21 protein-coding genes are annotated in these 24,287 nt (G+C 63.8%); 4 read left to right on the top strand and 17 right to left on the bottom strand.

The genetic code is table 11. The features are described from left to right. Window positions 1-82: 82 nt before the first annotated feature. From O0879_RS21125 to O0879_RS21165, 9 genes are all read right to left on the bottom strand, one after another. Window positions 83-1,108, bottom strand: coding sequence for an ABC transporter permease (locus O0879_RS21125; RefSeq protein ID WP_289918569.1), 1,026 nt, complete (start codon window positions 1,106-1,108; stop codon window positions 83-85). Continuing rightward, on the bottom strand, window positions 1,089-2,576 hold the full coding sequence (locus O0879_RS21130) for a sugar ABC transporter ATP-binding protein (RefSeq protein ID WP_289918570.1): 1,488 nt from the start codon (window positions 2,574-2,576) through the stop codon (window positions 1,089-1,091). The genes O0879_RS21125 and O0879_RS21130 overlap by 20 nt, the downstream gene beginning before the upstream one ends. Further along, window positions 2,576-3,601 carry a LacI family DNA-binding transcriptional regulator gene (locus O0879_RS21135; protein ID WP_289918572.1) on the bottom strand — a complete coding sequence of 342 codons (1,026 nt, stop codon included), beginning with the start codon at window positions 3,599-3,601 and terminating at the stop codon, window positions 2,576-2,578. Before O0879_RS21135 ends, O0879_RS21130 begins: the two co-directional genes overlap by 1 nt. Window positions 3,602-3,758: 157 nt before the next feature. Further along, window positions 3,759-4,346 (bottom strand): hypothetical protein, encoded by a 588-nt coding sequence (locus O0879_RS21140; protein ID WP_099665844.1) that lies wholly within the window; start codon window positions 4,344-4,346, stop codon window positions 3,759-3,761. Between the two features lie 28 nt (window positions 4,347-4,374). Next, a complete protein-coding gene (locus O0879_RS21145) occupies window positions 4,375-5,286 on the bottom strand; it encodes a glycerophosphodiester phosphodiesterase family protein (RefSeq protein ID WP_289918573.1) in 912 nt (303 codons plus the stop codon). Then, window positions 5,261-6,865, bottom strand: coding sequence for a hypothetical protein (locus O0879_RS21150; RefSeq protein WP_289918578.1), 1,605 nt, complete (start codon window positions 6,863-6,865; stop codon window positions 5,261-5,263). Before O0879_RS21150 ends, O0879_RS21145 begins: the two co-directional genes overlap by 26 nt. A gap of 1 nt (window position 6,866) precedes the next feature. Continuing rightward, on the bottom strand, window positions 6,867-7,742 hold the full coding sequence (locus O0879_RS21155; protein WP_289918579.1) for a hypothetical protein: 876 nt from the start codon (window positions 7,740-7,742) through the stop codon (window positions 6,867-6,869). Between the two features lie 27 nt (window positions 7,743-7,769). Beyond that, window positions 7,770-8,804, bottom strand: a complete 1,035-nt coding sequence (locus O0879_RS21160; protein WP_289918580.1) for a hypothetical protein — start codon at window positions 8,802-8,804, stop codon at window positions 7,770-7,772. Next, window positions 8,801-9,565: a hypothetical protein gene (locus O0879_RS21165; RefSeq protein ID WP_289918583.1), complete on the bottom strand. Its 765-nt coding sequence runs from the start codon at window positions 9,563-9,565 to the stop codon at window positions 8,801-8,803. Before O0879_RS21165 ends, O0879_RS21160 begins: the two co-directional genes overlap by 4 nt. Before the next feature lie 187 nt (window positions 9,566-9,752). Here O0879_RS21165 and O0879_RS21170 point away from each other — a divergent pair, with 187 nt between their 5' ends. The 4 genes from O0879_RS21170 (at window position 9,753) to O0879_RS21185 (ending at window position 14,111) form a co-directional block, all read left to right on the top strand. Beyond that, window positions 9,753-11,129 (top strand): caspase family protein, encoded by a 1,377-nt coding sequence (locus tag O0879_RS21170; protein WP_289918584.1) that lies wholly within the window; start codon window positions 9,753-9,755, stop codon window positions 11,127-11,129. A gap of 85 nt (window positions 11,130-11,214) precedes the next feature. Then, window positions 11,215-12,036: a hypothetical protein gene (locus O0879_RS21175; protein WP_289918585.1), complete on the top strand. Its 822-nt coding sequence runs from the start codon at window positions 11,215-11,217 to the stop codon at window positions 12,034-12,036. A gap of 31 nt (window positions 12,037-12,067) precedes the next feature. Then, a complete protein-coding gene (locus tag O0879_RS21180) occupies window positions 12,068-12,799 on the top strand; it encodes a hypothetical protein (protein ID WP_289918587.1) in 732 nt (243 codons plus the stop codon). 46 nt (window positions 12,800-12,845) lie between these two features. Beyond that, on the top strand, window positions 12,846-14,111 hold the full coding sequence (locus O0879_RS21185) for a DUF6445 family protein (RefSeq protein WP_289918589.1): 1,266 nt from the start codon (window positions 12,846-12,848) through the stop codon (window positions 14,109-14,111). Here O0879_RS21185 and O0879_RS21190 read toward each other — a convergent pair. From O0879_RS21190 to O0879_RS21225, 8 genes are all read right to left on the bottom strand, one after another. Continuing rightward, window positions 14,108-15,049 carry a LysR family transcriptional regulator gene (locus O0879_RS21190; RefSeq protein WP_289918606.1) on the bottom strand — a complete coding sequence of 314 codons (942 nt, stop codon included), beginning with the start codon at window positions 15,047-15,049 and terminating at the stop codon, window positions 14,108-14,110. The two genes, O0879_RS21185 and O0879_RS21190, sit on opposite strands and share 4 nt — an antisense overlap. Before the next feature lie 93 nt (window positions 15,050-15,142). Beyond that, window positions 15,143-16,117: a glycoside hydrolase family 43 protein gene (locus O0879_RS21195; protein WP_289918607.1), complete on the bottom strand. Its 975-nt coding sequence runs from the start codon at window positions 16,115-16,117 to the stop codon at window positions 15,143-15,145. Between the two features lie 4 nt (window positions 16,118-16,121). Next, entirely contained in the window at window positions 16,122-17,096 is a 975-nt protein-coding gene (gene yjfF / locus O0879_RS21200) for a galactofuranose ABC transporter, permease protein YjfF (RefSeq protein WP_289918609.1), read from the bottom strand. Next, the gene (locus O0879_RS21205; RefSeq protein ID WP_289918612.1) at window positions 17,093-18,175 is read right to left on the bottom strand and encodes an ABC transporter permease; all 1,083 of its coding nucleotides are present in this window, start codon (window positions 18,173-18,175) and stop codon (window positions 17,093-17,095) included. The genes yjfF and O0879_RS21205 overlap by 4 nt, the downstream gene beginning before the upstream one ends. Further along, on the bottom strand, window positions 18,172-19,725 hold the full coding sequence (locus O0879_RS21210) for a sugar ABC transporter ATP-binding protein (RefSeq protein WP_289918614.1): 1,554 nt from the start codon (window positions 19,723-19,725) through the stop codon (window positions 18,172-18,174). Before O0879_RS21210 ends, O0879_RS21205 begins: the two co-directional genes overlap by 4 nt. 9 nt (window positions 19,726-19,734) lie before the next feature. Continuing rightward, complete coding sequence (locus tag O0879_RS21215; RefSeq protein ID WP_077398584.1) at window positions 19,735-20,709, bottom strand: ABC transporter substrate-binding protein; 975 nt, start codon at window positions 20,707-20,709, stop codon at window positions 19,735-19,737. 162 nt (window positions 20,710-20,871) lie between these two features. Beyond that, window positions 20,872-23,229, bottom strand: coding sequence for a glycoside hydrolase family 127 protein (locus O0879_RS21220; RefSeq protein WP_289918615.1), 2,358 nt, complete (start codon window positions 23,227-23,229; stop codon window positions 20,872-20,874). Between the two features lie 9 nt (window positions 23,230-23,238). After that, entirely contained in the window at window positions 23,239-24,273 is a 1,035-nt protein-coding gene (locus tag O0879_RS21225; RefSeq protein WP_289918616.1) for an arabinan endo-1,5-alpha-L-arabinosidase, read from the bottom strand. Window positions 24,274-24,287: the final 14 nt, after the last annotated feature.

The following is a 24,287-nucleotide window of genomic DNA, read 5'->3' on the forward strand; positions in this document are numbered from 1 at the left end:
TACCCGTATAAAGCTCTTCATGCTGCTCTCCTCCAAGGTTGTGGGCGCCCGGTGGCCGCCCTTTCAGAACGCCGCTCTTGTTTTATTTGCGGCCTCGCTGCAGGAAGGCGACGGCGATGATCACCACGCCTTGCACTGCGGCATTCAGGTAGACACTGATGATGCTGGTCAAATTCAGGATGTTGCTGATCACGGATAATAAAATCGCGCCAATGACGGTGCCGACGATGCGCCCCTCGCCCCCCTTCAGGGCCGTGCCGCCCACGACGACGGCGGCGATGGCTTCCAGTTCCCACAGCAAGCCCGTCGTGGGCGTGGCCGAGCCCAGGCGCGGCACGTACAGCACGGTGGCGATGCCCACGCACACGCCCAGCAGCATGTAGGTGGCGATTTTCACCTTGTCGACGTTGATGGCCGCATAGCGCGCCACTTGCTCGTTGGAACCAATCGCCTGCACGTGGCGACCGAACGTCGTGCGGTTCAAAATGATGGCGCCGGCCGCCGCGACGAAGAGGAAAGTCCAGATGGGGATCGGCGCGCCCAGCACGCTCGTGTAGTAGACGGGGCTGTACAGCTCGGACAGCGTGGCGTCCAGGGTCAGCGCGCCGCCATCGGCCAGGTACGTGAGCACGGCGCGGAAGATGCCCAAGGTGCCCAGGGTAACGATGAACGGCTCGATATTGCCCTTGCTAATTAACAAGCCATGCATCAGGCCAAAGCCGGCGCCCAGGATCAGCGCCATGGCGATGCCCAGCACCAGCATGGTGATGGGCGCCAGGTCGCCGCCCGCCCCTTGCGCCAGCGCATTCATGAAATAAATCATGCAGCCGGCGATCAGGGCCGCCATGGAGCCGACGGACAGATCGATGCCGCCGGAAATGATGACGAAGGTCATGCCGACGGCGATGATGCCAATAAAAGCCGTGCGCGTGAGCACGTTCATCAGGTTGTCCAGGGTGGCGAAGTCGCCATTGAGCAAGGTGCCCGCGATGCACAGGGATAACAGGCCCAGCACGGGGCCGAAACCCTTGATGCGCGCGCCCAGTCTGGCGATGCTAGCGCCCGGGGCACCGGTGGAGACAGTGGTGTCAGTGCGTGCCGGTTGCATGGGCAATCAACTCCTCTTCGGTCAGGTGGTCAGCAGACAGGGTGGCTTGCAAGGTGCCGGCGCGCATCACGGCGACCCGGTGGCACAGGCCGATCAATTCGATCAGTTCGGATGAAATCACGATCACGGCGCGCCCTTCGGCGGCCAGGCGGTGGATCAAAAAGTAAATGTCGCGCTTGGCGCCCACGTCCACGCCGCGGCTCGGCTCATCGAGCACGACGACACGGGGGTCCGAATGCAGGTATTTCGCCAGCGCCAGCTTTTGCTGGTTGCCGCCCGACAGCATGCGCGCGCGGCTGTCCAGGTCGCCCGTGCGGATATTGAAGTCCAGCACCGCCTTGGCCAGCGCCTCCTTTTCCGCTTTCACGTCCAGCCACGGCCGCGCATAGCGCTCCATCGTCATCAGGGTGAGGTTTTCGCGCAAACCCAGATTCACATGTAGACCTTTTCCCTTGCGGTCTTCGCTCAAATACGTCATGCCATGCTGCATGGCCTGCTTGGGCGTGCGGATATCCACGGGCTGGCCATTGAGATAGATCAACCCCGCGCTGCGCGGACGCAAGCCCAGCAGCGCCTCGAACGATTCCGTGCGCCCCGCGCCCACCAGGCCCGCAAAGCCCAGCACTTCGCCGGCGCGCACCTCGAAGGACAAGTCCTTGGACCAACCCGGCACCGTCAGCCCCTCGACTTTCAGCAACACAGGAGCTTCTTTCGCCAGCGCCACTTTCGCGGGGAACATGTCCGACAATTCGCGCCCCACCATCAGGTTCGCCATCTGCTGGCGCGTCAGGCTGGCCGTCGGTTCGCGCGTGACGAAACGCCCGTCGCGCATGACGATGACCTCGTCCGTGTTGCGCTCCACTTCATCGAGCTTGTGGGAAATGTACAAAATCGTCACGCCGTCCGCTTTCAGCTGCGCCATCACGGCGAATAGGCGCTGGGTTTCCGACGACGTCAGGGTGGCCGTCGGTTCATCCATGATCAGGAAGCGGGCGCGGCGCGACAGGGCCTTGGCGATTTCCACAAGTTGCTTTTCAGCCACAATCAAATCGCGGATTTTCGTCTCGGGCGACACGTCCAGGCCCACCTGTTTCAAATAGCGCGACGCTTCTTCGCGCATGGCGCGCTCGTCGAGCAGCCAGCCGCGCGTCTGCTCGTGGCCGAGGAACATGTTTTGCGCCACCGTCAGGTGCTCGGCCAGGTTGAATTCCTGATGGATCAGCACGATGCCGGCGCTCTCCGCCGCGCGCGAACTGACAAAGCGCCGGGGCTGGCCATCGATCAGCAACTGGCCTTCGCTCACCGCCTCGTAGCCGGCGAGGATTTTCATCAGGGTCGACTTGCCGGCGCCATTTTCGCCCAGCAAACCATACACGCGCCCCGGCGCCAGGTTGAAACTGACGCCATGCAAGACGCGCACGGGGCCGAAATCCTTGCACACCCCCTCGAAACCGACGGCAACGCTCACTATGCACTCCCTCGCAAGACCAAGTTATGGTTAAGCAACACGCCCGGCACCTGCGCCGCCGGGTCCGCCAAGCGCTGCAGCAACAGTCTCGCCGCCGTCTCGCCCAGCTGGCGCATGGGCTGCGCGATGGTGGTGAGGCCCGGATCGATCTGCGCGGCGATGGCGATATCGTCGAAGCCGATCACGGCCACGTCTTCCGGCACGCGCTTGTTCAGCTGGCGCAGCGCGCTCAAGACGCCAATGGCCAGGGTGTCGGAGACGGCAAAGATGGCCGTGGGCGCGTCGGGCTGCGCCATCATCCGCAAGGTGGCGGCCGTGCCCGCTTCGTAATCGAGGCTTTGCACCGTGTGCACCCAGTGCGGCTGCACGGGCAGGCCGACCGCCGCCAGGGTGTCCAGATAGCCTTGCTGGCGTTGCCGCGCGTACAGATAGCGTTCATCCGAGTTGATCAGGCCGATGCGCGTATGGCCGCGCGCCAGCAGATGCGCGACGGCGTCGGAGGCGGCCCGGTGGTTGTCGATACCGACATAGGGCACGGCCACGGCGGGGTCGAATTCGCAGCAGGCCACCCACGGCAGGCTGACGGATTCATGCGACAAGGCATGCTGTACCGTGTCCGGATCGAGGCAGATGGCACCGTCGGCGCGGTGCATGCGCAGCAAGTCGAAATACGAGCGCTCGCGGCCCGCGTCGGCGCCCGTGTCGCACAGCAACACGAAATAGCCGTGTTCGCGCGCCACCGTGTCGATGCCGCGCACGATCTGCGCATAAAACGGGTTGCCCACGTCGGGCACCATGGTCAGCAGCATGCGGCTCTCGGCCGTGCGCAGGCTGCGCGCCAGATGGTTCATGCGGTAGCCCAGGGCCGCCACGGAAGCGAGCACCTTGTCGCGCGTGGGCGCCCGCACCCCGGCCTGCTCGTTCAGCACGCGCGACACGGTGGCCACCGACACGCCCGCATGCGCGGCGACGGCGCTGATGGAGACGGTTTCTGTCGGCAAAGGTGATGGAACGGCTGGCGGCATGAAGGTGCTCAATAAAATGTAATCGATTACATTTATAGGCCAGTCGCGCGCGCGATGCAAACATTATCGATGCTGCGATGCGCAAAAAAGAGGCAGGAATGCGGAGGAATGCGACAAAAAAAGGGCAAAAACGGCCCTGCCGGGCCGTCGGATACAGCTATTTCTGGGCTTGCAAGGCGCTTTGCTGCACGGCAAAACCGGCGCGCACGGCGGACAGGGCCGCCACCCACAGGATCAGGCCGGCACCGAGACAGCCGATGGGGTGCATGGGGCCATGGCGCACGGTCAGCGGATAGCCGATGGCCCACACGCACAGGGCCATGCCGATGGCCAGGTGGCGGCGCGCCTTGAACAGCCAGGCCAGCGGGAAGAAATGCAGGCCCACGATCAAAATGACGGCGGGAATGAACCACGCCTGCAAGCCCATGTTTTTCAGGACGTTGCCGACGATGAAGATGGCGATCCATTGCCCGGCGTTCACGATATTGAACAGCCGCCCCACGCGTTTCGCTTCCGGCGATTGTTCCGCCGCCGCATGCGCGGCGCGGTGGCGGCGGAACTGGCGCCACGCCAGCATGAACAGCAGGACGGTGACGCCGGCGACCGGCAGCAGCCTGAGCGGATGCGCGCCATACGTCTGCACGCACCAGGCGGCCACCCACAGGCCGCCAAACAGGGAAAAGAACATGGCGCCGATGGCGCTACGGGCCAGCGCGGCGGCGGGGTCGGGTTGCGGCAGGGTCATGGCATGGTCTCTCGGCAAGTAAAAATGCTTACTTCATCATCGCACAAAACGTCTCGGGATTGCCGTCAAGAATGACGCCGCTGGGCCAGCGGTGGCTGCGCTGCTGGGCGCGCAGCAGGGACGCGGCCAGGGCCGAGTCGCCATCGACGGCGTACACGAAGACGGGCATGTTCAGGCTGGCGGCATCAGCCAGCAGATTCGGATTGGCGTCCAGGCTGCGCGCATCCACATGCACGCCGGCGGGCATGCCGATCTGTTGCTGCACGCGCTGCAGCCATGGCTTGTCCAGCTTGGGCGGGCGGGCATTTTTCGCGATATAGCGGCTGACCCGGTTAGCGCCGGCCGCCTGCGCATTGCGCGCGTCAAACACGAGCAGGCCCAGGTAACCCTGCGGATCGGCGCGGCGCGCGCACGCCAGGTTGTTCGGCACGCCCGACGTCAAAAACCAGTTGCCGTGCTTGATGTTCGCGCGCAACTGTCCCACCAGGGTGGCGATCGGCGCGCACGACGACACCACATCCTTGATTTCCGCATTCAGGGTCTTGGCCGGGAAAGCCGTCGCCAGGTCGGCGACATCGGTGACGAACGGCGGCGTTTCCGGCGTGGCCACGCCGCGGTTCTTCATGCTGGCGGCGCGCCAGTCGTCGGCCGTCAATTGTTTCACGGTGCGGGGCGAGCCCGTGTCGACGACTCTTCCCGTCAGCAAGTCGTGGTGCACCACCCAGCTGCCATCGCCCAGCAGCTGCAAATCCGTCTCGACGCCGTCCCAAGTGCCGAAATACGTGTTGCGCAGCGCGCTCAGCGAGTTTTCCGGCGCATTGCCTGCGCCGCGGTGCGCATGCATCTTCATGCCCAGGCAATCGGCTTGCGCGACCGTGCTGGCCATGGAGAGCAGCAAGGCCAGCGCGGCCGCCTTATTTTTGTTGCGGGTGATAGCCATAGTGAATTCCCTGCAAAACATGGATGCGGATCGCTTCGTTGACGGGGTAGCTGTAGCCCTGCCCCACCGCCACGACGTGCGTGATATTGGCCAGGATGGCCTTGCCGGCGAGATTCCAGCGCGTGCTGTCGGGCTCGCCCTGGCGCGTCCAGTCCAGCATTTGCCGGAACAGCTCGCTACGCGTGACGTTGTTGTCCAGCACCGACAGCATGCCCCAGGTGCCCGCAAAGGCCGTCGCCAGCACGCCCGTGGCGATCCAGGCGGAGCGCCGGCTCAGCTGTCCATCGGCGCCCGCCTGCTCGCCACGGCGCATGGCCAGCAGCAATAGTACGACGGTCGCGATCAGATACAGCAATTTGGAAAAGTGGCCGATGGCGCCCAGCAGCGAGAAGAACAGGGCCACGGGCGGCACGATGGCGGCGCGCGCCGCTTCCTTGCCTTCGTGGAAGAACCTGCCGCCCGCTTCAAAATCCGTGCGGCTGGCACGGTATTCCACCAGTTTTTCCGCCGTCTGGCGATCCAGGAACTGGTCGAACAGGCGGCCGAACTCGGCCGGACTCGCATACGCGGCCTGCACCGTGGCGCTGGCCGGCAACTTCAACGCTTCGCGCAATTCCGCCTGCACGCCGGGGCGCGCGACAAAGGCGGCAAACGGCAAGCCCGGCGGGATGCGCTCGCCGCGCACGGAGACGCCCTTGCTGGCCGCCTCGGCCGCGTAACGGCGCTTGACGGCGGCGCGGAAGCCCTGCTCGTCGTCGGTACGCCAGTTGGCGGGCACGGGCACTTTCTTGCGCACATTGTTGACGACGGCAGCCTGGCGCCGCATCGGCACCGAATGCGGCTGCCAGCCGCGCCGCGACAGGCTGCTCACGTATTCCTGCCACGACGATTGCTGCTTGGCGCGCAAGCCGGCATCGCTGTCGGGGATGATGCCCGCATACAATTCCCACTTGCCGGCCAGCTCGCGCATGGCCTCTTGATATTTGTCATAGTAGCCGGACGGGCCGCCTGCCACCTGGCGCACATTGGCGCGCACCAGCTGCTCCTTGGCCGGTCCCATGCGCTCGTCGAGATGCCGCACCGAGACGGCCAGGAAGGGGAACAGGGCCAGGAAGGATTTCCCCTCGGGTTTGGCAAACAGGGTGGGATCGTCAACCAGGCCCTGCAGCTGCAAGCTGCCGCCTACCAGCGAACGCTGCAGCAGGGTGGTGTTGAAGGCCATGCGGCGAAATTCCGCGTCGCGCGTATTGACCAGCACATTCACCGTGGTTTTCAGCACGCCGAAGACGACGCCGGCCGTCACCACGCAGCAGACGAGGATCTTGGTCCAGCCCGGCCCGCTGCCATTGTTCTTCAGCCGGCGACGCCACATCAGCTGCAGCACCACCAGTGCGGCGGCGATGCCCGACAGGCTGCGGCCATAGAATTCCACCCCTTCCACGTCTTCCGGCTTGACGTTGCCTCCCACCACGTCGAGCAGGCGGGCATTGAAGCCCAGCTCGAAGCACAGATACATAATGGTAAGGACGATCAGGATCAAGGTCTGCCGGATTTGCAGACTGCGCAAGCTGGCGGCCATCCTATTTCCTCAAATCGATGACGACGGGCTTGATTTCTTCCGTCTGGAAACTCATGGCGGCCGGCACGCGCGAAGCGCTGTCGCCGGCACGCGCGGCCGGAGCTGCCGCTGCCGGGGCGCTTGGCACGGTGCGGGCTGGCGCGGGCGCTTCCTGCGCCACCTGGCGGCGGTTCCGGCTGGTGGCGCGCGTGGCGGGCTTGGTGGCGGCTGCCGGTGCGGCCGCCGGAGCGGCAGGAATCACGCGCCCGCTGTCGCTGCCCGGCACGGTGGCGATGACGGGGCCGGCGGCGCGCAAGGCATCGTCGGCAAACGGCTGCGCGCGCGTATCGACGCCGGGCGGCACGGGCACGCTGGCGTTGAGCAGCCGGCTGTCCGTGTAAATCATGCGCGCCAGGCGATTGTAATTGGGGAAGTCGATATTGAGCGATTTGCCATCGGCCGCCAGTTCCACGCGGGGGCGGTCGTTGCAATTGCCGACCGTCCACTGCAGCACGTCCGTGCCCTGGAACGCCAGCACTTCATAGCGGTAGGCGCAGCCGCGCTCCTGGGTTTCGACGATCACCACGGTGCGCTCGCCCACGTTTTCCACGCGCGCCACGCGGGCCGTGATGGCCTTGTCCAGCGGCACGACGCGAAACGCCTGCGACAGCTTGATCGAATACTTGCCCTTCGGATCCTTGCGCAAAGTGCCTTCCGTGCCATCGCGCAAGCGGAAGGTGGAAATCGGCGTGCCGAACAGCTCGGCCGTATCGAGGCCCATCAACACGCCGCCACGGCCATTCGGCGTCATGGCGCAGCCCGTCAACAGGACGCCGGCGGCCAGGCCCATGGCCAGTTTGCGCCAGTGCGCAGATGCAAAATTCTTATACGTTGCCATACTTGATAACTTTCTCTTATTTCGGGGTCAGGGATTGATCACGGCCAGCGGATTGCCCGGGCCTGGCGGCGGCAAGACTTTCTGGCGGTTGCGCGACAGCACGGTGAAGGCGCCCAGGGTGTCCGGTCCGGCGACGATTTCCAGCTGCTCGCGCTGCAGCCAGGTGCGGATTTCCGCCTCCGTGGCCTCGGCGCGGAACAGCACGCGCGTGCGCACGCCCGTCTCGACGCCGCTGCCCTGTGGAGCACCGTTGCGGAATTCCGCATTGCCGACGACGGCGCCCTCTTTCGGCAGGAACAGCCACGCCGACTGCACCACCATCACGCTGGCGGCCACGGCCGTGACAAGTTTGAGCCAGCGGCTGGAATTTGCCGCCTGCATTGGCACCTTCACCGGTGGCGCAGTAGCATCGGCCGGAGCGATCTGCAACTGCTGCAACCCCTGGCGCAGCAATTGCCGGTAGGCCACGCGGCCATCCTTGCCCAGCTCGCTCGACAAAGGCGTGCCCGTCAAGGCGTAATCGTCGCCCGGCAAGGCCACGCGGGCGATCACGCCCGGCGCGCTAGTGGCCCCGTTGGCGCGGCCATGCAGCTCCAGCCAGCGCGCCGCCTGCAGGCGCTCCTGGCTGAACACACCCAGGCAGGCGCCCAGGTCCGTCACGGCCAAGGTCACCGGCATGTCGCACAGCACCAGGCCCGCGCGCGGGTCGGCGGGCGCGTCGCGCTCTTCGACCACGAGGCCGCAGGCGTCCGCATACGATGTGTCCGGCGTGACGAGCCAGCCGCGCCAGCGCTGCCGCGTGCTGTCCCAGGCGTCGAGCAGCACGGCGCCGAAGCCGGGGCGGCGCGCCAGCAGGTGGATCTGTCCGCCCGCGATGGGCCGCCCGGCCAGCGGCGCGGCGTCGCTGCGGCGCGCGAAGCGTTGCATCAGGTGTTCCGGCACGGCGATGCCGCGCCAATCGGGGGTAGCGCCCGCCACCTCGTCGTCCAGCACGTCGATGGAAGACGGGGGCGACGGCAGGCGCGCGGCAACGATGGCCAGGGTGGGCGTCAATGCATTCATGCCGGTGGCCTTTCATCCGGGTTCGAAGGAGGGGACGCGGGGTCCAGGTGCAGGGATAACGCGGCCACGCACAAGATATCCAAAACTATTTGCGCCGCCTGCATGTCGCGCGCGGCCAGGGTATCGCCCACGCGCAACTTGAGCAGGCTCAAGACCCAGCTGCCCAGCAAGGTGGCGCGGTGGGCCGGCTCGACCACCTGGCGCCCCGCGCTGGCAGGCTCGCCCTTCTGCCTGTGGACCAGGCCCAGCTTGCCGCCGTGGTAGTGCGCGGAGGCAATCTGCTCGGCCAATTCCTTGACGGGCATGCCGCCGCAGCCGCAATGGCGCAGCAGCAAGATCAAGTCGCGGGGCAAGGTCGCGATAAAACTGTCGGCCGCCTCGCGCACTTGCTGCGGCGTGAGCTGGTAGTCGCGCAGCGGTTCCGCATAGGCGTCGGGCGCGCGCAACTCGCAGCCCTCTTGCGCATCGGCATCGTCGTCGTCACGCTGCTTGCGCAGCTGGTCGATGATGAAACGCTTGAAGTACAGAAACAGGGCACCGACGTGGTGGGGCGCGGCGTCGCTGTCGCTGTGCAAGACTTTTTCGATGAAGAACTGGTGGCGCAGATCGGCCAGGGAATCGCCCAGCGACGCCGCTTCGCGCGGGCGGCACGGGGTCAGCGCGGCGATGACGCGCTGGTAAAACTCGCCCAGTTCGCCTTGTGTCAGCTGCGGGCGGCGGGTCCAGAAAGCATGAATCCGTTCAAATTGTTCCGATTGCACAGCCGGTCCGATCGTGTGTTGGGCGCCACGCGCCACTGGCCGGCGGCGACGCGCACCGGCAAACAAGCAATACGCTGGCCAGACAAGAGAAACTTGTCAGTAAGGTAAAATGCATTTAAGCAATTTTCTCATATCACCGTCAAAATCGCTAACTTTTGTTACTTTCACGACAATTCCCGAGACGCCGATGCATCGCCTGATTTCCCTGTTTTTCAGCCTCATCTTTTTACTCTGCGGTAACGGCGTGCAAGCGGCCACGGGGAATGCCGCCAGCGGTCCCGGCAAGCGCATCGCGCTGGTGATCGGCAACGCGGCCTATCCGCAGCCCCTGTTAAATCCCGTGAATGACGCGCGCGCCATGGCCGAACGCCTGCGCCGCCTGGGCTTTGAAGTGCTGCTGCGCACGGACATCAATGCGGCGCAGCTGCAAAAGGCGTCGGCCGAGTTTTCCACGCAGGCGCGGGGCGCCGATATCGCCCTCGTGTTTTACGCGGGCCACGGCGCGCAGGCGGGCGAAGCCAATTATGTGTTGCCGCTGGGCGCCAACATGAATGCGCTGAGCGCGTCCGCCATCGCCGCGCAGGGTGTGTCCGTCTCCAGCCTGGCGGGCGACTTGCAGCGCACGGGCGCGCGCGGCGCCGTGCTGATCCTCGACGCTTGCCGCCAGGAATATACGCGCGGCGGCGCGGTGGTGGTTCCCGGCGGCAATGCGGCCAGCCACGGCTTTGCCGATACGGCCGCGCCGCGCGGCGTGGTGATCGCCTATTCGGCCGGTCCCGGCGCCCTGGCCCGCGATTTCTGGTCGCCCGATTCGCGCAACAGCCCCTACACGAGCGCCCTGCTCGACGCGCTGGACGCTCCGGGCCTGCCCATGGGCGACGTGTTTTCGCAAGTGGCGGCACGCGTCGCGGCCATGACGCACGACGTGCAAAAGCCCCGCGTGTCGTTCGGCGAAACGTCGGCGCGCCTGGTGCTGAACATGGGCAGCGGCAAGGGCGTCAGCCAGGCAACACCGGGCGTGCTGGCCTCGGGCAACAGCGGTATGCGCGCGCCAGCGCCAGCCATGGAAAAGCCGGCCGCACCGGGCGTCAAGATGTGGCCCGGCAACGTGCTGCAAGACATCAACTATGAAATCCGCATGCAGATCGCGGCCCGCCCGTTTCCCCGCCAGCAACTGGAAAAGCGCGCACGGGGCGGCGACCTGGTGGCGCTGACGGCCCTCGGCTATGGCATCGGCGGCGGCGACGCGGGCATCAAACAGCCGAAGGTGGGCATGCAGTGGCTGGAAAAGGCGGCCGCGAAAGATTTTCCGATTGCCCAGACCTATCTGGCCGAATTGCTGATGGTCAAGGGCGACCCTGCCTCGCTGAAACGGGCGGGCGCGCTGCTGGACGCCGCCTCGCAGGCGGGCTACACGGCCGCCCATGCGTATAAATTCGACCTGGCGCGGCGCACGGGCGCGCCGCCGCAGGATGCGGCCCGGCATTTGCAGGACGCGTTCATGGGCTTGATGAAGGATTACCAGGGCGCCGCCAAGGACATGATGCAGCCGCCCAAAAAATAATTTCAAATAATTTTGGATTTCCCTGAACTGCCCCCGTTATCCGTGGGTACATGCAATACAGCATGACAGTGACCAGGGAAATCCCATGCAAGCATCCAGCCCAGCAGCAATCACCACCGGCCAACGGGGCCGCATCCTCGCCTACCAAGCCAGCGGACAAGGTTCCGTCAGCGTGGCCGGCATTCAACATGCCTTCGACGTCGCCACCCACTGGCGCTCCGACGTGGCGCCCGCCATCAACGCCGTCGTCGACGTGCGCTTCAACGAGTCAGGCGGCCTCGACACGGTCAGCGCCGTGGCGACGCAGCAACTGGCGCAGGAAGAGATGGCCGGCGCGGCGAAACTGGCGCGCGACAAGGGCCAGCAGTTGTGGGGCCAGGCCGTCTCGGCGCTGGGCATCAAGGTGCTGGCCAGCCTGGGCGTGCTGATCGCCGGCGCCTTTGTCTTCAACACCATCGGCATCCGTTTGTTCGCCTCCGTCTCGCGCACTTACTGGCAGTTGCTGGGCCTGTCCGCGGACAGCCTGGAAAGCTTTGCCCGCGATGGCGGCGGCGGTTTTACCTCGGCACAATTTTTCTTCCTGCTGGCCATTGCCGCCTGCTGCGCCACCATGGCCAGCAATCACCCGAAAGCGGCGCTGGGCAAGTGCGCGCCGCTGCTGTTCGTCGTCCTCCACAGCAGTTTGCTGTTCATCAAGATCAAGGGCGCCGTCAGCGACGCGGGCAACGCCATGGGCGGCATCATGGGCAGCCGCGCGGCCCGCATGGCCGAGCAGATGGCCAGCGAAATGCTGGGCCAGGTGTGGCAAGGGCTCTCGTTCGGCATCGGCTTTTACCTCGTGCTGGCCGCCAGCATTGTCCTGGCCGCGTACGGCTATGGCGAATACAAGCGCAAAACCGTCGGCTAAGTCACCCCACACACTCACTAAAGGAAATATCATGCAACGTACCCTCCCCGCCCTGCTCGCCATCGCCGTGCTCCTGTCCGCCTGCGGCAAGACGGATAACGCCACACCAGCCACTTCTGCCCCCGTCGCCGCGAATGTCGCTGACCTGGCCGCCAAGGCGCAAGTGAAGGCGGCCGCCGCCAGCCTGCCGCAAGCGGACGCTGCCACACCAGCGTCCAGCTATGTCGACATCACCAGCGGCAACCAGTTGATGTACAGCTACATCGCCCTGTCCGGCGTGCCGCCCGACTACGCGGCCGTGGCGCAGCGCATCTCGCGCGAATATGCGGGCAGCAACGATGCCTTCCGCAAGCAGGAAGTGCTCGACGCCCTGAAACCGCAGATCGACGCCAAGGTCAGCGAAGCGAAAACCCGGCGCTACCTGCGCTACCAGATCAATGGCCAGGGCGCGCTGTCGCCGTACGCCATGAACAAGGCCGCCTTCCCGGCCAAGTTCGCCGACGCGGGCACGTATTACTACATGTACGACAATGGCGACTACAAGCTGGCGTTCACGAATGGCGATGGCTATTCGCTGCTGAAGGTGGACCAGGAGGCGGCCCGCAAGATCGAGGCGGCGCGCAGCGGCTACAAGGACTTCGCCATCGTCGTGTATGCCTACGCCCAGGAAGCGGACATGGCCAGCAACCAGGTCAAGGCGCAGATCGTCAAGGTGGCGATCAAGCTGAACGGGCAGGAAATTCCCGTCAGCCAGGCGCAGTAGAACGGGCTCGGTTACACTGTTCGCCACATTGCATCGGGATAGCGACATGGGCGAACAGACACTGGCGGAACAACATCTGGCAAACGGGCAACGGCTGCAACAGGCGGGCAAGCTGATCGAGGCGATCAATGCCTACCAGGCCGCGTACAAGCAAGACCCGGCCCTGGCCGAAGCGCAGCATTTCCAGGGCCTGGCCATGCTGGAATTGGGTCAGGGCGCCATCGGCCTGGGCCTGTTAAAACTGTCGCTCAAGCAACAGCCCGACAATGCCCTGTTCCACTACAACCTGGGCAACGTGCTGCGCGGCACGGATAGCGAGGCGGCGCTGGCCAGCTACGCCACGGCGGCGCGGCTGGCGCCGCACGAGCACGATTTCGCCATCAGCCATGCCGAACTGCTGATGGGAAAACAGCGTCTGCTGGAAACCATCGCCGAACTGGAACGGGCCCACGCCCTGCGTCCGCAGCGTTGGCAAACCCTGCAGGGACTGGCCGAGCTGTATTACCGCACGGGACAGCAGGAACTGGCGCTGGCGCGCTACGCGCAAGGCCTGGCGCTGCATCCGGCGCTGGCGCAAACGTGCTGCATCGGCTTTGCCAGTCCGCAAGCGGAACAGGCAGAAACATTGACGCCGCTCAATGTCGCGGACACCCTGCACGATTTTATCCGCGAAACGGACTTGCACATCCTCGACGATTTCCTGCCCGACCCGGCCGCCTGGCGCGCGCAGGCGCTGGCGTTGCCGTTCGAGCAACAGCGCTATGCGGGACAAAACTATCCGGGCAGCCAGACGGCGGGCCAGCCCAGTCAAGCCATCATGGAGCGCATCGCCACGGCCTTGGGCCGCCCCATCCGTTTCATTTCGCCCGACAATGGCTCGTACCGCCTCAGCTATGCGGACGCCATGGCGCGCACGGATATCCACGTGGACAATGAGACGGGCAACAATTTCAATTTCTATGCGGGCGTGCTGTATTTGAACCCGCCCGAGCAATGCCAGGGCGGCACCACCTTCTGGCGCCACCAGCCCAGCGGCTGGTACCGGAGACTGCCCGAGGCGGACGTCAAGGCGGGCGGCTACGCCAGCTTCAAGGATTTCCAGAAACGCTGGCTGCCGAACAGCAAAGTGCAGAAATTCAATGACTTGCAGGAACAACGCGACAGTTGGCAAGCCCTGCTGGAAGTGCCCATGCGCCACAACCGCCTGATCGTCTACAAGGGCCATTACTTTCACTCGATCAGCAATGTGTTTGGCGACACGCCGGAGAATGGGCGGCTGGTGCAGCTGTTTTTCTTTGAAGTGCCCGACTAGTACATATCCTGTGCCGTGGCGCGCACAGCTTTCAATAACATGTCCGCGCCCGGCGACAACAGATGATCCTGCTGGCGGATGATGCCGAACGCATCCATCTTGCACGGCAGCTCGATGGGTAAAATGCTCAGCACGTTCAACGATTCGTAGTAGTGCGCCACTTCCATCGGCATCACGTGCAGCGAGTCCGTTTGCTGCAGCAAGGACGTGATCAACAGCAAGGCCGTCGTATCGACCACGTCGACGGGCGGCTCCAGGCCCGCGCGGCGGAACATCATGTCGAAGCGGTGGCGCAGGATGCTGCCTTGCGGCGGCAAGATCCACGGCTGGCCCGCCAGGTCCTTCAACTGCAGATTCTTGCGCGACAGCAAAGGGTGGCCATTGCGCGCCACGGCGCTGGCCGGCTCTTCCGTCAATTCCTCGTAGATGAGACCGGCGCTGCTTTCCTTTTCCAGGATGCGCCCGATCATGAAGTCCAGGGTGCCATGCTGCAGCATGTCCATCAGGGTATTGCTGTGCTCCAGGTGCACGCCGATGCGCATCAAGGGCGCCTGCTGCTTGATGCGGGCAATCGCCCGCGGCAGCAAGGCCATGGCGGGCGTCATGATGACGCCCACTTCCACCTGGCCCGTCAGGCCCGACTTCAGGGCGACGATGTCGTCATGCGCCAGCGACAGGCTCGTCAAGGCCATGCGCGCGTGGCGTATCATCGTTTCGCCGTAGATGGTCGGCTCCATGCCGCGCGGCAGCCTGTCGAACAGGCGCACGTCCAGCATCTCTTCCAGGTCCTTGATTTGCTTGGACGCGGCCGGCTGCGTCATGTGCAATTCTTCCGCCGCGCGGTGGATGTTGCGCTGCTCGTCAAGGGCGATCAACAGCAGCAATTGCCGCGTCTTCAGGCGGGCTCGCAAGAACCAGTTGGGGTTGAGGGTATCCATGAATAAATCATATCATGATCGATATCGCTTTTAACTCAATATCGATGTTATAGATATCGGTGTGTCTCCTTTTTGTGTATCGTCAAGCAGTGTTCAGGATGCCTTGCAGACGGCGCTGGGGTTGGCCGCCGGACCGGCCGTTTGCGGGATGAAGTCGATGGTGCCGTCCGGCTTGTATTTCAGCTCTTCCACGGCGACGGAACGCCGGTATTCACCGCCGCCGGGCAATTTATCGTTGTGATAGAAGATATACGACTTGCCGTTGAATTCGATGATGGCCTGGTGAATGGTTTTTACGATGGCATTCTTGTCCATGATGGTGCCGCGGAAATGCCATGGCCCTGTCGGCGTGGGCCCCGTCGAATACGCCGTTTCCTCGGGGAAGTTGCGCGAGTACGACAGGTAATACGTGCCCGCATGCTTGTGCATATACGCCGCTTCCGTGAACGCATCCATGCCGAAGGTCAGGATCGGGCCGTCGAGCTCCGTCATATTCGCTTTCAGCTTGGCGTACTTCAAGACCGTGTTGCCCCAGTAAATGTAGGCTTGGCCATCCGTGTCGATGAAGACGGCCGGATCGATGTCGTCCCACGGGATCGCCGTCTGCTTCGTCATGTCGTTCGTGATCAGGGCGCTGCCGCGCGCGTCGACGAAGGGGCCCGTCGGGCTGTCGGACACGGCCACGCCGATGGCCTTGCCGGGGATGGTCTTGTGGTCGACGGTCGAATAGAAATAGTATTTATTGCCGCGCTTGACGATGTCGCCGGCCCACGCATCCTTGCCGGCCCAGGCGAAGGTGGAAAAGCGCACGGGCGAGCCGTGATCCGTCCAGTTCGCCATGTCGCACGAGGAATACACGCGCCACTCGTGCATGCGGTAATCCGTGTCCGTGGCGCTCGCTTCATCGTGGCCGACGTACAGGTACACCCTGCCATTGTCGACCAGCGCGGCCGGGTCGCCCGTGTAGATATCCTTGACGATGGGGTTGGCCGCCTGCGCGCCGAGTGGGGCGCAGGCGAGCGCCGCCGCCATGCCGATGGCTGCGGCACGTTTGTGTTGCTGGAACATCAGATTAACTCCCGTTGGTATTTTTCTGGCCCATGGCCATCAGTCTTTGCACGACGCAAAAGACGAACAGCAAGCCGCCGATGACGATCTTGGTCCACCACGAGCTGAGCGTGCCGTCGAAGGCGATCAGGGTCTGGATGGTGCCCAGCACCAGCACGCCCGACAGCGCGCCCGCCACGTAGCCGTAGCCGCCACTAAGCAGGGTGCCGCCGATGACGACGGCGGCAATCGCGTCCAGCTCCGTGCCTTGCGCATGCAAGCCATAGCCGGACAACATGTAGAACGAAAACAGCACGCCGCCCAGCGAGGCGCAAAAGCCGCTGAACGCATAGATCAAGACCTTGGTGCGGCCGACAGGCAACCCCATCATCAAAGCCGACTGTTCATTGCCGCCGATCGCATACACGGCGCGGCCGAATGGCGTCGCATGCGCCAGCCAGATGGCCAGCAGCAAGGTCGCCACGGCGATCACGACGCCGGGCGAGACGAAGCCGCCCAGGAATCCCAGCTGGGTCTGCGACATGGCCACGAACAGGGGGTCGGCTATGGTGATGGAATTGATGCTGATCAAATAGCACAGGCCCCGCGCCAGAAACATGCCGGCCAGGGTGACGATGAACGGCTGCAATTTGAAGTAATGGATCAGCGCGCCCATGCTGGCGCCGAATACGGTGCCCAGCGCCAGCACGGTGACGATCACCAGCAGCGGCGGCCAGTGCGCCACGTTGAGCAGCCAGGCGGCGATCATGGTCGACAGGGCCAGCACGGAACCGACGGACAGATCGATGCCGCCGGAAACGATGACGAAGGTCATGCCGACGGCGATCACCAGCAAAAAGGCGTTATCGATCAACAGGTTAAAGATCACTTGCGTCGACAGCAGGCCCGGATAGGCGGCGCCGCCCAGGCCCAGCATCACCACCAGCAGCAAGACCGTGACGAGCGAGGTGAAATACGGGGTGTGCAGCAAGCCCTTCATGCTTTTCTCCGATGCAGCAATTGCTTGAATTCCGACGATTGCGACAGGCAGACGAGGAAGACGACGACGGACTTGACGACCATGTTCACTTCCGGCGGCACGCCCAGCGAATAGATGGTGTACGTCAGGGTCTGGATGATGAGCGCGCCGATCATGCTGCCGACCAAGCTGAACTTGCCGCCAGCCAAGGAGGTGCCGCCCAGGGTGACGGCCAGGATGGCGTCCAGTTCCAGCATCAGGCCCGCATTGTTCGCGTCGGCGCTCTTGATGTTCGAGCTGATCATCAGCCCGGACAGGCCCGCGCAGGCGGCGCAAAAGACGTACACGAAGAAGATCAGGGTCGCCGTCCTGATGCCGGCCAGGCGCGCGGCGACGGGGTTGATGCCGACGGCCTGGATGAACAGGCCCAGGGCGGTCTTGCGCATCAGCACGGCCGTGATGAGGAACACGGCAGCGACGAGGAACAGCGAGAACGGCAAGCCGAACAAATAACCGCTGCCGATGAAGAAGAACGGTTGATAATAGACGGTGACGATCTGTCCATCCGTCAACAATTGCGCCAGGCCACGCCCCGCCACCATCAGGATCAGGGTGGCGACGATGGGCTGCAAGCCCAGGCCCGCCACCAGCACGCCATTCCAGGCGCCGCACAGCAGGGCCGCGCCCAGGGCGGCCGCCAGGGCCCAGCCCATGGGAATGTTGCTTACATAGGTCGGCACGCCATTGTCCATCACCATGGTACCGCCGATCAGCATGGCAGCCACGGTGCCGGACAGGGCCACGACGGCGCCCACGGAAATATCGATGCCGCGCGTGGCAATGACCAGGGTCATGCCCAGGGCCGCCAGCATCAGGGGAGCGGCGCGGTTGACGATGTCGATCACGCTGCCGTACAAATGACCGTCACGAATTTCCAGATGGAAAAATCCGGGGATGGCGAAGAAGTCGACCAGCAGCAGCAAGCACAGCGCGGCCAGGGGCCGGCTCAGAGGGTGATGTAAAACAGTATGCAAGGCGGACGTACCCGTAGTGGAAGCCGGACGCGCCAGCGGCGCGCTCGATGGCGTGGATAAACTCATGTGGCGTCTCCGGCGATCACTTGCAGCACGGAACTGTCGTCCAGCTCGCCACGCGCATAGTCGCCGCAGGCCTTGCGGTCGCGCATGACGACGATACGGTCGCTGCAGCGCAGCACTTCCGGCAGCTCGGAAGAGATGAACAGGATGGCCATGCCCTTGCGGCACAGCTTGCTTACATAGCTCATGATTTCCTGCTTGGCGCGCACGTCGATGCCGCGCGTCGGCTCGTCTAAAATCAGCATGGCGGGCGACGTCACCAGCCAGCGCGCCAGCAAGGCTTTCTGCTGATTCCCGCCCGACAGGCTGCCGATGGGGGTCTCGATGCTGGCCGTCTTGATGCCCAGCGCCTTCACATATTCGTCGGCCAGCGCCTGCTGGCGTTTGAACGGAATGGCGCGCAGCAATCCCGTGCGGGCCTGCAAGGCCAGGATGATGTTTTCGCGCACGGACAGCGACAGGATCGCGCCCTCGTGCTTGCGGTCTTCCGAGCAAAAACCGATATCGCGGGCAATCGCGTCGCGCGGCACGTGGAACTGGCGCGGCTTGCCTTGCATGGTGATGCTGCCGGAATCGGCCTTGTCGGCGCCGAACAGCAGGCGCGCCAGTTCCGTGCGGCCCGAGCCGAGCAAGCCGGCCAGGCCCAGCAATTCACCCTGGCGAATGTGGAAATCCATGGGCAGCAAGGCGCCCTTGCGGCCCAGTCCCGTCGCTTCCAGCACGGCGGGACCGAAACTGGCGGCGTCCGCTTCTTGCGCCAGATCAAGCTCTTGCGCCTGCGTGTCGGCCGCCACGCCGATCATCTTGTTCACCAGCGCCAGGCGCGACAGTTCGCTGCACGCGTATTCCCCTTCGCGCTCGCCGTTGCGCATGACGGTGATGCGGTCGGAAATGGCGTAGGTCTGGTCCAGGAAGTGGGTCACGAAAAGTATCGCCATGCCCTGCTCGCGCAGGCGGCGCAGCACGGAAAACAGCAGATTGACTTCCGCCTCGTCCAGGCTGGACGTGGGCTCGTCGAGGATCAGCACGCGGGCCGAAATGTTCAGTGCGCGCGAAATGGCCACCATTTGCTGGATGGCCAGCGGAAAGCTGGACAGTTGCGCCGTGACATCGATATCGATCTGCAATTGCTGCAGCAAGGCGCGCGCCTGTTGCTGCATGGAACGCCAGTCGATGGGGCCGAAGCGGCCGCCGAAGCGGCGCGGATAGCGGCCGATAAAAATGTTTTCCGCCACCGACAGGTTCGGGCACAGATTGACTTCCTGGTACACCGTGCTGATGCCCAGCAACTGCGCATCCGATGTGGAGGCGGGGGCGATGGGCTGGCCATCGAGCAAAATCTGGCCGCTGTCGGGCGTATAGACGCCCGTCAGCACCTTGATCAGGGTCGACTTCCCCGCGCCGTTTTGCCCCATCAGGGTGTGCACTTCGCCCGGATACAGGCGCAGGGCAACATCGCTGAGGGCTTTGACGCCGGGAAAGGACTTGCTGATGCCGCGCAACTCCAGCAAGGGAGCTGGCGCGGCATTGTGATGCGCTTGCGTCTTCATCATGCGGCAAGCTTAGTATTTACGGTTCGGGAATTCCTTGGCGGCCACCTCGGCAGGGAACACGCCTTCCACCGTCGTGATGCGCGCTGGCACGGGCTTGCCGGCCACCACGTCGCGGGCGATGGACATCAATTGCGGGCCCAGCAGCGGGCTGCATTCGACGGTCACGTTCAGCTTGCCGGCGATCATGGCCTCGAACGCGCCTTTGACGCCATCGATGGAGATGATGATGATGTCCTTGCCCGGTTTCATGCCCGCTTCTTCGATGGCCTGGATGGCGCCGATGGCCATGTCGTCATTGTGCGCATACAGCACGTTGATCTTCTTGCCTTCGGCCTTGAGGAACGCTTCCATCACTTCCTTGCCCTTGGCGCGCGTAAAGTCGCCCGTTTGCGAACGGATGATCTTCATCTTCGGATTCTTGCCCACCACTTCCAGGAAGCCCGCCTTGCGGTCGATGGCCGGCGCGGAGCCGACCGTGCCCTGCAGTTCGACGATGTTCAGCGTCGCATCCGGGGTTTTCTTGGCGTGTTCGAGCAGCCATTGCCCCGCGCGGCGGCCCTCTTCCACGAAGTCGGAACCGATGAAGGTGACGTACAGCGATTTGTCGGCCACGTTGACGGCGCGGTCCGTCAGAATGACGGGAATCTTGGCGGCCTTGGCTTCGCGCAAGACGGTATCCCAACCCGATTCGACGACGGGCGAGAAGGCGATCACGTCGACTTTTTGCGCGATGAACGAGCGCAGCGCCTTGACCTGGTTTTCCTGCTTTTGCTGGGCATCGGCAAATTTCAGGGTGACGCCATCTTTCTTGGCGGCATCCTTGATGGAGACGGTATTGGCGGTGCGCCATTCGCTTTCGGCGCCCACCTGCGAAAAGCCCATGACGAGGGGCTTGGCGGCGAAGGCGGAAGAAGTAGCCAAGGTGGTGGCAGAAGCGGCCAGCAGCATGGCGCTGGCGAGGAGGGTGCGGCGTGTCAATGTCATTCTTGTCTCCAGTTTTTTTTGGAATACCATCACAGCCGGATGCCGGATGGGCGGTTTTTTATGAACCCATGGTAGGAGAAAGCAACATAGCCATCCAATCAATTCTTTTTCGCTTGCGATACCGATTTGCGTATCGGTAGAACGAGCCGGGTCCTTCTGCCCTCAGCGCAACAGGCGCAGCCCGTACAGACCGCCCGCCACGGAATCCTTGCCGGCGACAAATTTCACGCTGAGTTTGCCGTTGCCAGCCGCCACCAGGGCCTGGGGAATGGCGATATCGAGCGTGTGCAGTTCCTGTGGCGCATCGGCCGCCACGGCGACCGTTTGCAGTTTCGTGCCGTTGAGCAAGACGTCAAATACGCGGCCCGCATCGAGGGTGGACAGGGTCAGGCGCAGGGTCTTCGCTTCGCCTTGCGGATCGCTCAGTACATAGCTGAACCAGCCCGTCGCATGGCGCCAGTGCCGGCCCTTGTTGACGCCGTTTTCTCCCCCTTCCGCCTGGAAGTTGTGGTCGGACTCCGGCTGCTGCTGTCCCGGCGCCACCTGGTCGATGGTGAGCGCGTCGAGCGCCAGACGCTCGGATTCCGCCTGGCGCGTGCTTTCCTGCAGCTGCGCCAGCCTGGCCGGCGTGGATACGGGCCAGTACAGCATGTAGCGAGAGTCATGCAGGCGGAAGAAGGGGATCAGTTTTATCTTCGCCGCATCCTTGCCCTGGATCAAGCCGGGCGCTGTAAACGTCAGCGGCTGGCCCTTCACGGGTTTGATCTTGCGCATGAAATCCTGCTCGTCGCTGACGAACAGCGGTGACGATTCCAGCGGACACACTTGCCCTTGGGCGATATGACCCATGCGGGTATCGTCGGCAAAATAGTTCAGTTGTTCATGGGCGAACGGCTGCGTCTTGGCGGCCAGCACGATGGGACCATGCAGCACGGCGTAATAATTCGACTGGTCCGGCATCTGTTCCAGGCGCGTCGTCATCGGCAGCACGACATCGACGCTGTCGCCGGTTTTCCACGCGCGCGTGATCGTCACGTACTCGCCCGGCACGCTATTCACGCGCAGCGCCTTGCCGTTGAGTTTGACGCGCAGCTTGCCCTTGGCTACCCATTGCGGGTAGCGGATCTTCAGGCTGAAGTTTGTATTGCCGCGCACCGTGATGCGCGTCGTGTCACGGTCGGGGAACTGGGTCGATTGGACGATCTTGACGCCCTGCTCTTTCCAGTCCAGCGTGGACGCCATGAACAGGTTCACGTACAGGGCGTCGCCGTCATGGGCGTAGATGAACTCGCCATACTTGGCCTGGCTTTCGATGCCGGAACCCACGCAGCACCACATGCCCTTGTCCACTTGCGAATACACGCGGTAGTGGTTCGGGCGCATGGGCGTAAAGTAGACAAAGCCGCCCGTGCCGGGGCGCTGCGACGACAAAATGTGGTTGTACAGGGCGCGCTCGTAGTAATCCGCGTAGCGCACCTGCTCGTCGCGCTGGAACAATTGCTCGGTGAGCTTGAGCATATTGTAGGTATTGCACGTTTCCGGCCCTTCGACCTCCTCCACCATCGAGGAAAAATCGTGCTCGTCGTGGAAATGTTCCTTGACGCTGTTGCCGCCGATGGCCACCGTGCGCTTGTCGTGCACGGTTTGCCAAAAGAATTGCGCCGCCTGCTGCCAGTCGCGCCGGCCCGTCAATGCACCGATGCGCTCGAAGCCGATCACCTTCGGGATTTGCGTATTCGCATGCAAGCCCGTCAATTTGTCCTGTTGCGCCACCAACGGTTGCAATATGGCCTGGTGCGAAAAGCGCACGGCCAGGTCCAGGTAGCGCTGCTCGCCCGTCATGGCGTAAACGTCGGCCAGCACTTCATTCATGCCGCCGTGCTCGGCGCGCAGCATCGCTTGCATCTGCGCATCCGTGAGCGAGGCCGACAGTTTCACGGCCCAGTCCGACAAGGCGATCAGCATGGTTTTTGCTTGCTCGCTGCCCGCCTGCTGATACGCGTCGCGCAAGCCGGCAAACACCTTGTGCAGGTTGTACCACGGCACCCAGCGCCCATTGACGGAAAAGGTGTCGGCCTGCATGTCTCCCTTGGCGATGGCTTGCCAGGCGGCGCTGCCGTCGGGAATGCCACCCAGGTAGCCGTTGCCATTGGCGTCCTGGCATTTTTTCAGCTCCGCCAGCATGTAGTCGAGCCGTTCGCGCGCCTGCGCATCGCCCGTGGACGCCACCATCAGCGCCAGCGCGGACAGATAATGCCCGCCCAGGTGGCCATCGAGGCCCGTCGATTCCCAGTTGCCATAGCTGGGCTGCACCTGCGGCAAGCCCGCCTCGCGGCGGAACGGCGCCAGCAATTTATCCGGCTCGAAGGCCAGCAGGTAGTGCAAGTCCGTCGTCTGCGCATCGAGGAACGGTCCCGCTCCCAGGCGCACGGACGAGAGGGGAAACAGCTCCGCTGCCTGCAGGACAGGCGTGGCCAGGCCGCCGGCGGCCAGCGCCAGCGTCAACACGGTTCTTTTCACGATGCGTCCTTACGGTTTGGCGGCCGGCAACTGGCGGCTGCGATAGCGGTTCAAGTCGCGGGGATCGACTTGCGGCCAGCCGTCCTTGTCCCACGTCATGGGCAGGATCTTGAGCTTCTGCAAGTAATTGTCCGCCGTTTCATACGCGTGCAGCACCAGGTAATCCTTGCCGTCAAACGTGTAGGCGCTGTTGTGGCCCAGGCCTTGCCAATCCTTGTCGCCTTTCAGTAGCACCGTGCCGCCGCCCTGCGCCATGTCGCGGCCATCCCTGTCCAGGTAAGGGCCCGTCACGCTGGTCGAGCGGCCCACGGCCAGGTGATACGTGCTTTTTTCCTTCTGGCAGCACAAGCCCCACGAGACGAACAAGAAGTAATCGTTGCCGCGCTGGAAGATGAACGGCGCTTCAATTTCCTCGGGTGCGGGCTTGAATTCGCCGGCCCTTGGCGGCAGCGGTGCGCGGCGCGCCAACGAGTGCCACTCTTGCGGTTCCGCAATACGGGTCCAGTCGGGCGTCAATTTCACCAGCTTGATGCCGTTCCAGAACGAGCCGAAGGACATCCACGGCGTGCCGTGCTTGTCCGTGATGATGTTCGAATCGATGGCGTTCCACTCGTCGCGCTCGGGCACGGATTGCAGCAGCATGCCCTGGTCCACCCAGCGGTAATCGGGCGAACGGGGATTCAAGGTGGTGTTGACGGTCACGCCGATGCCCGACGTATTCTTGCCGAAGCCGGACACCGAGTAGTACAGGTAATATTTTCCGTCATGAAATTGCACGTCGGGCGCCCAGATATGGTCGTCAAACGATGGCGCGGCCGTCCTGGCCCAGGTCGGCTGGCCCGCAAACACGCGCCCTTCCGGTTGCCAGTCGAGCATGTTTGTCGAGCTGTAAAAGGTAATGCCGGGACCCGTGCTGTACAGATAATACGTGTCGCCTTCCTTGGCCATCACGGGGTCGTGCACGCTGACCTGGGCCGCGTGCGCGGCAGCCATGATCGCCAGAGTGCTCAGGATGGCGGCCGCGCCGCGCGTCAACATGTGCATCGTCTTCTCCAAAA

This window comes from Janthinobacterium sp. SUN120 (assembly GCF_030397735.1).
GTDB classification, from domain to species: Bacteria; Pseudomonadota; Gammaproteobacteria; order Burkholderiales; family Burkholderiaceae_D; genus Janthinobacterium; species Janthinobacterium kumbetense.

Coding starts and splice junctions, on each gene's coding strand:
- O0879_RS21125 (WP_289918569.1), bottom strand. CDS start 1,108: ATGCAACCGGCACGCACTGACACCACTGTCTCCACCGGTGCCCCGGGC.
- O0879_RS21135 (WP_289918572.1), bottom strand. CDS start 3,601: ATGCCGCCAGCCGTTCCATCACCTTTGCCGACAGAAACCGTCTCCATC.
- O0879_RS21140 (WP_099665844.1), bottom strand. CDS start 4,346: ATGACCCTGCCGCAACCCGACCCCGCCGCCGCGCTGGCCCGTAGCGCC.
- O0879_RS21145 (WP_289918573.1), bottom strand. CDS start 5,286: ATGGCTATCACCCGCAACAAAAATAAGGCGGCCGCGCTGGCCTTGCTG.
- O0879_RS21150 (WP_289918578.1), bottom strand. CDS start 6,865: ATGGCCGCCAGCTTGCGCAGTCTGCAAATCCGGCAGACCTTGATCCTG.
- O0879_RS21155 (WP_289918579.1), bottom strand. CDS start 7,742: ATGGCAACGTATAAGAATTTTGCATCTGCGCACTGGCGCAAACTGGCC.
- O0879_RS21160 (WP_289918580.1), bottom strand. CDS start 8,804: ATGAATGCATTGACGCCCACCCTGGCCATCGTTGCCGCGCGCCTGCCG.
- O0879_RS21170 (WP_289918584.1), top strand. CDS start 9,753: ATGCATCGCCTGATTTCCCTGTTTTTCAGCCTCATCTTTTTACTCTGC.
- O0879_RS21175 (WP_289918585.1), top strand. CDS start 11,215: ATGCAAGCATCCAGCCCAGCAGCAATCACCACCGGCCAACGGGGCCGC.
- O0879_RS21180 (WP_289918587.1), top strand. CDS start 12,068: ATGCAACGTACCCTCCCCGCCCTGCTCGCCATCGCCGTGCTCCTGTCC.
- O0879_RS21185 (WP_289918589.1), top strand. CDS start 12,846: ATGGGCGAACAGACACTGGCGGAACAACATCTGGCAAACGGGCAACGG.
- O0879_RS21190 (WP_289918606.1), bottom strand. CDS start 15,049: ATGGATACCCTCAACCCCAACTGGTTCTTGCGAGCCCGCCTGAAGACG.
- O0879_RS21195 (WP_289918607.1), bottom strand. CDS start 16,117: ATGTTCCAGCAACACAAACGTGCCGCAGCCATCGGCATGGCGGCGGCG.
- yjfF (WP_289918609.1), bottom strand. CDS start 17,096: ATGAAGGGCTTGCTGCACACCCCGTATTTCACCTCGCTCGTCACGGTC.
- O0879_RS21205 (WP_289918612.1), bottom strand. CDS start 18,175: ATGAGTTTATCCACGCCATCGAGCGCGCCGCTGGCGCGTCCGGCTTCC.
- O0879_RS21210 (WP_289918614.1), bottom strand. CDS start 19,725: ATGATGAAGACGCAAGCGCATCACAATGCCGCGCCAGCTCCCTTGCTG.
- O0879_RS21215 (WP_077398584.1), bottom strand. CDS start 20,709: ATGACATTGACACGCCGCACCCTCCTCGCCAGCGCCATGCTGCTGGCC.
- O0879_RS21225 (WP_289918616.1), bottom strand. CDS start 24,273: ATGCACATGTTGACGCGCGGCGCGGCCGCCATCCTGAGCACTCTGGCG.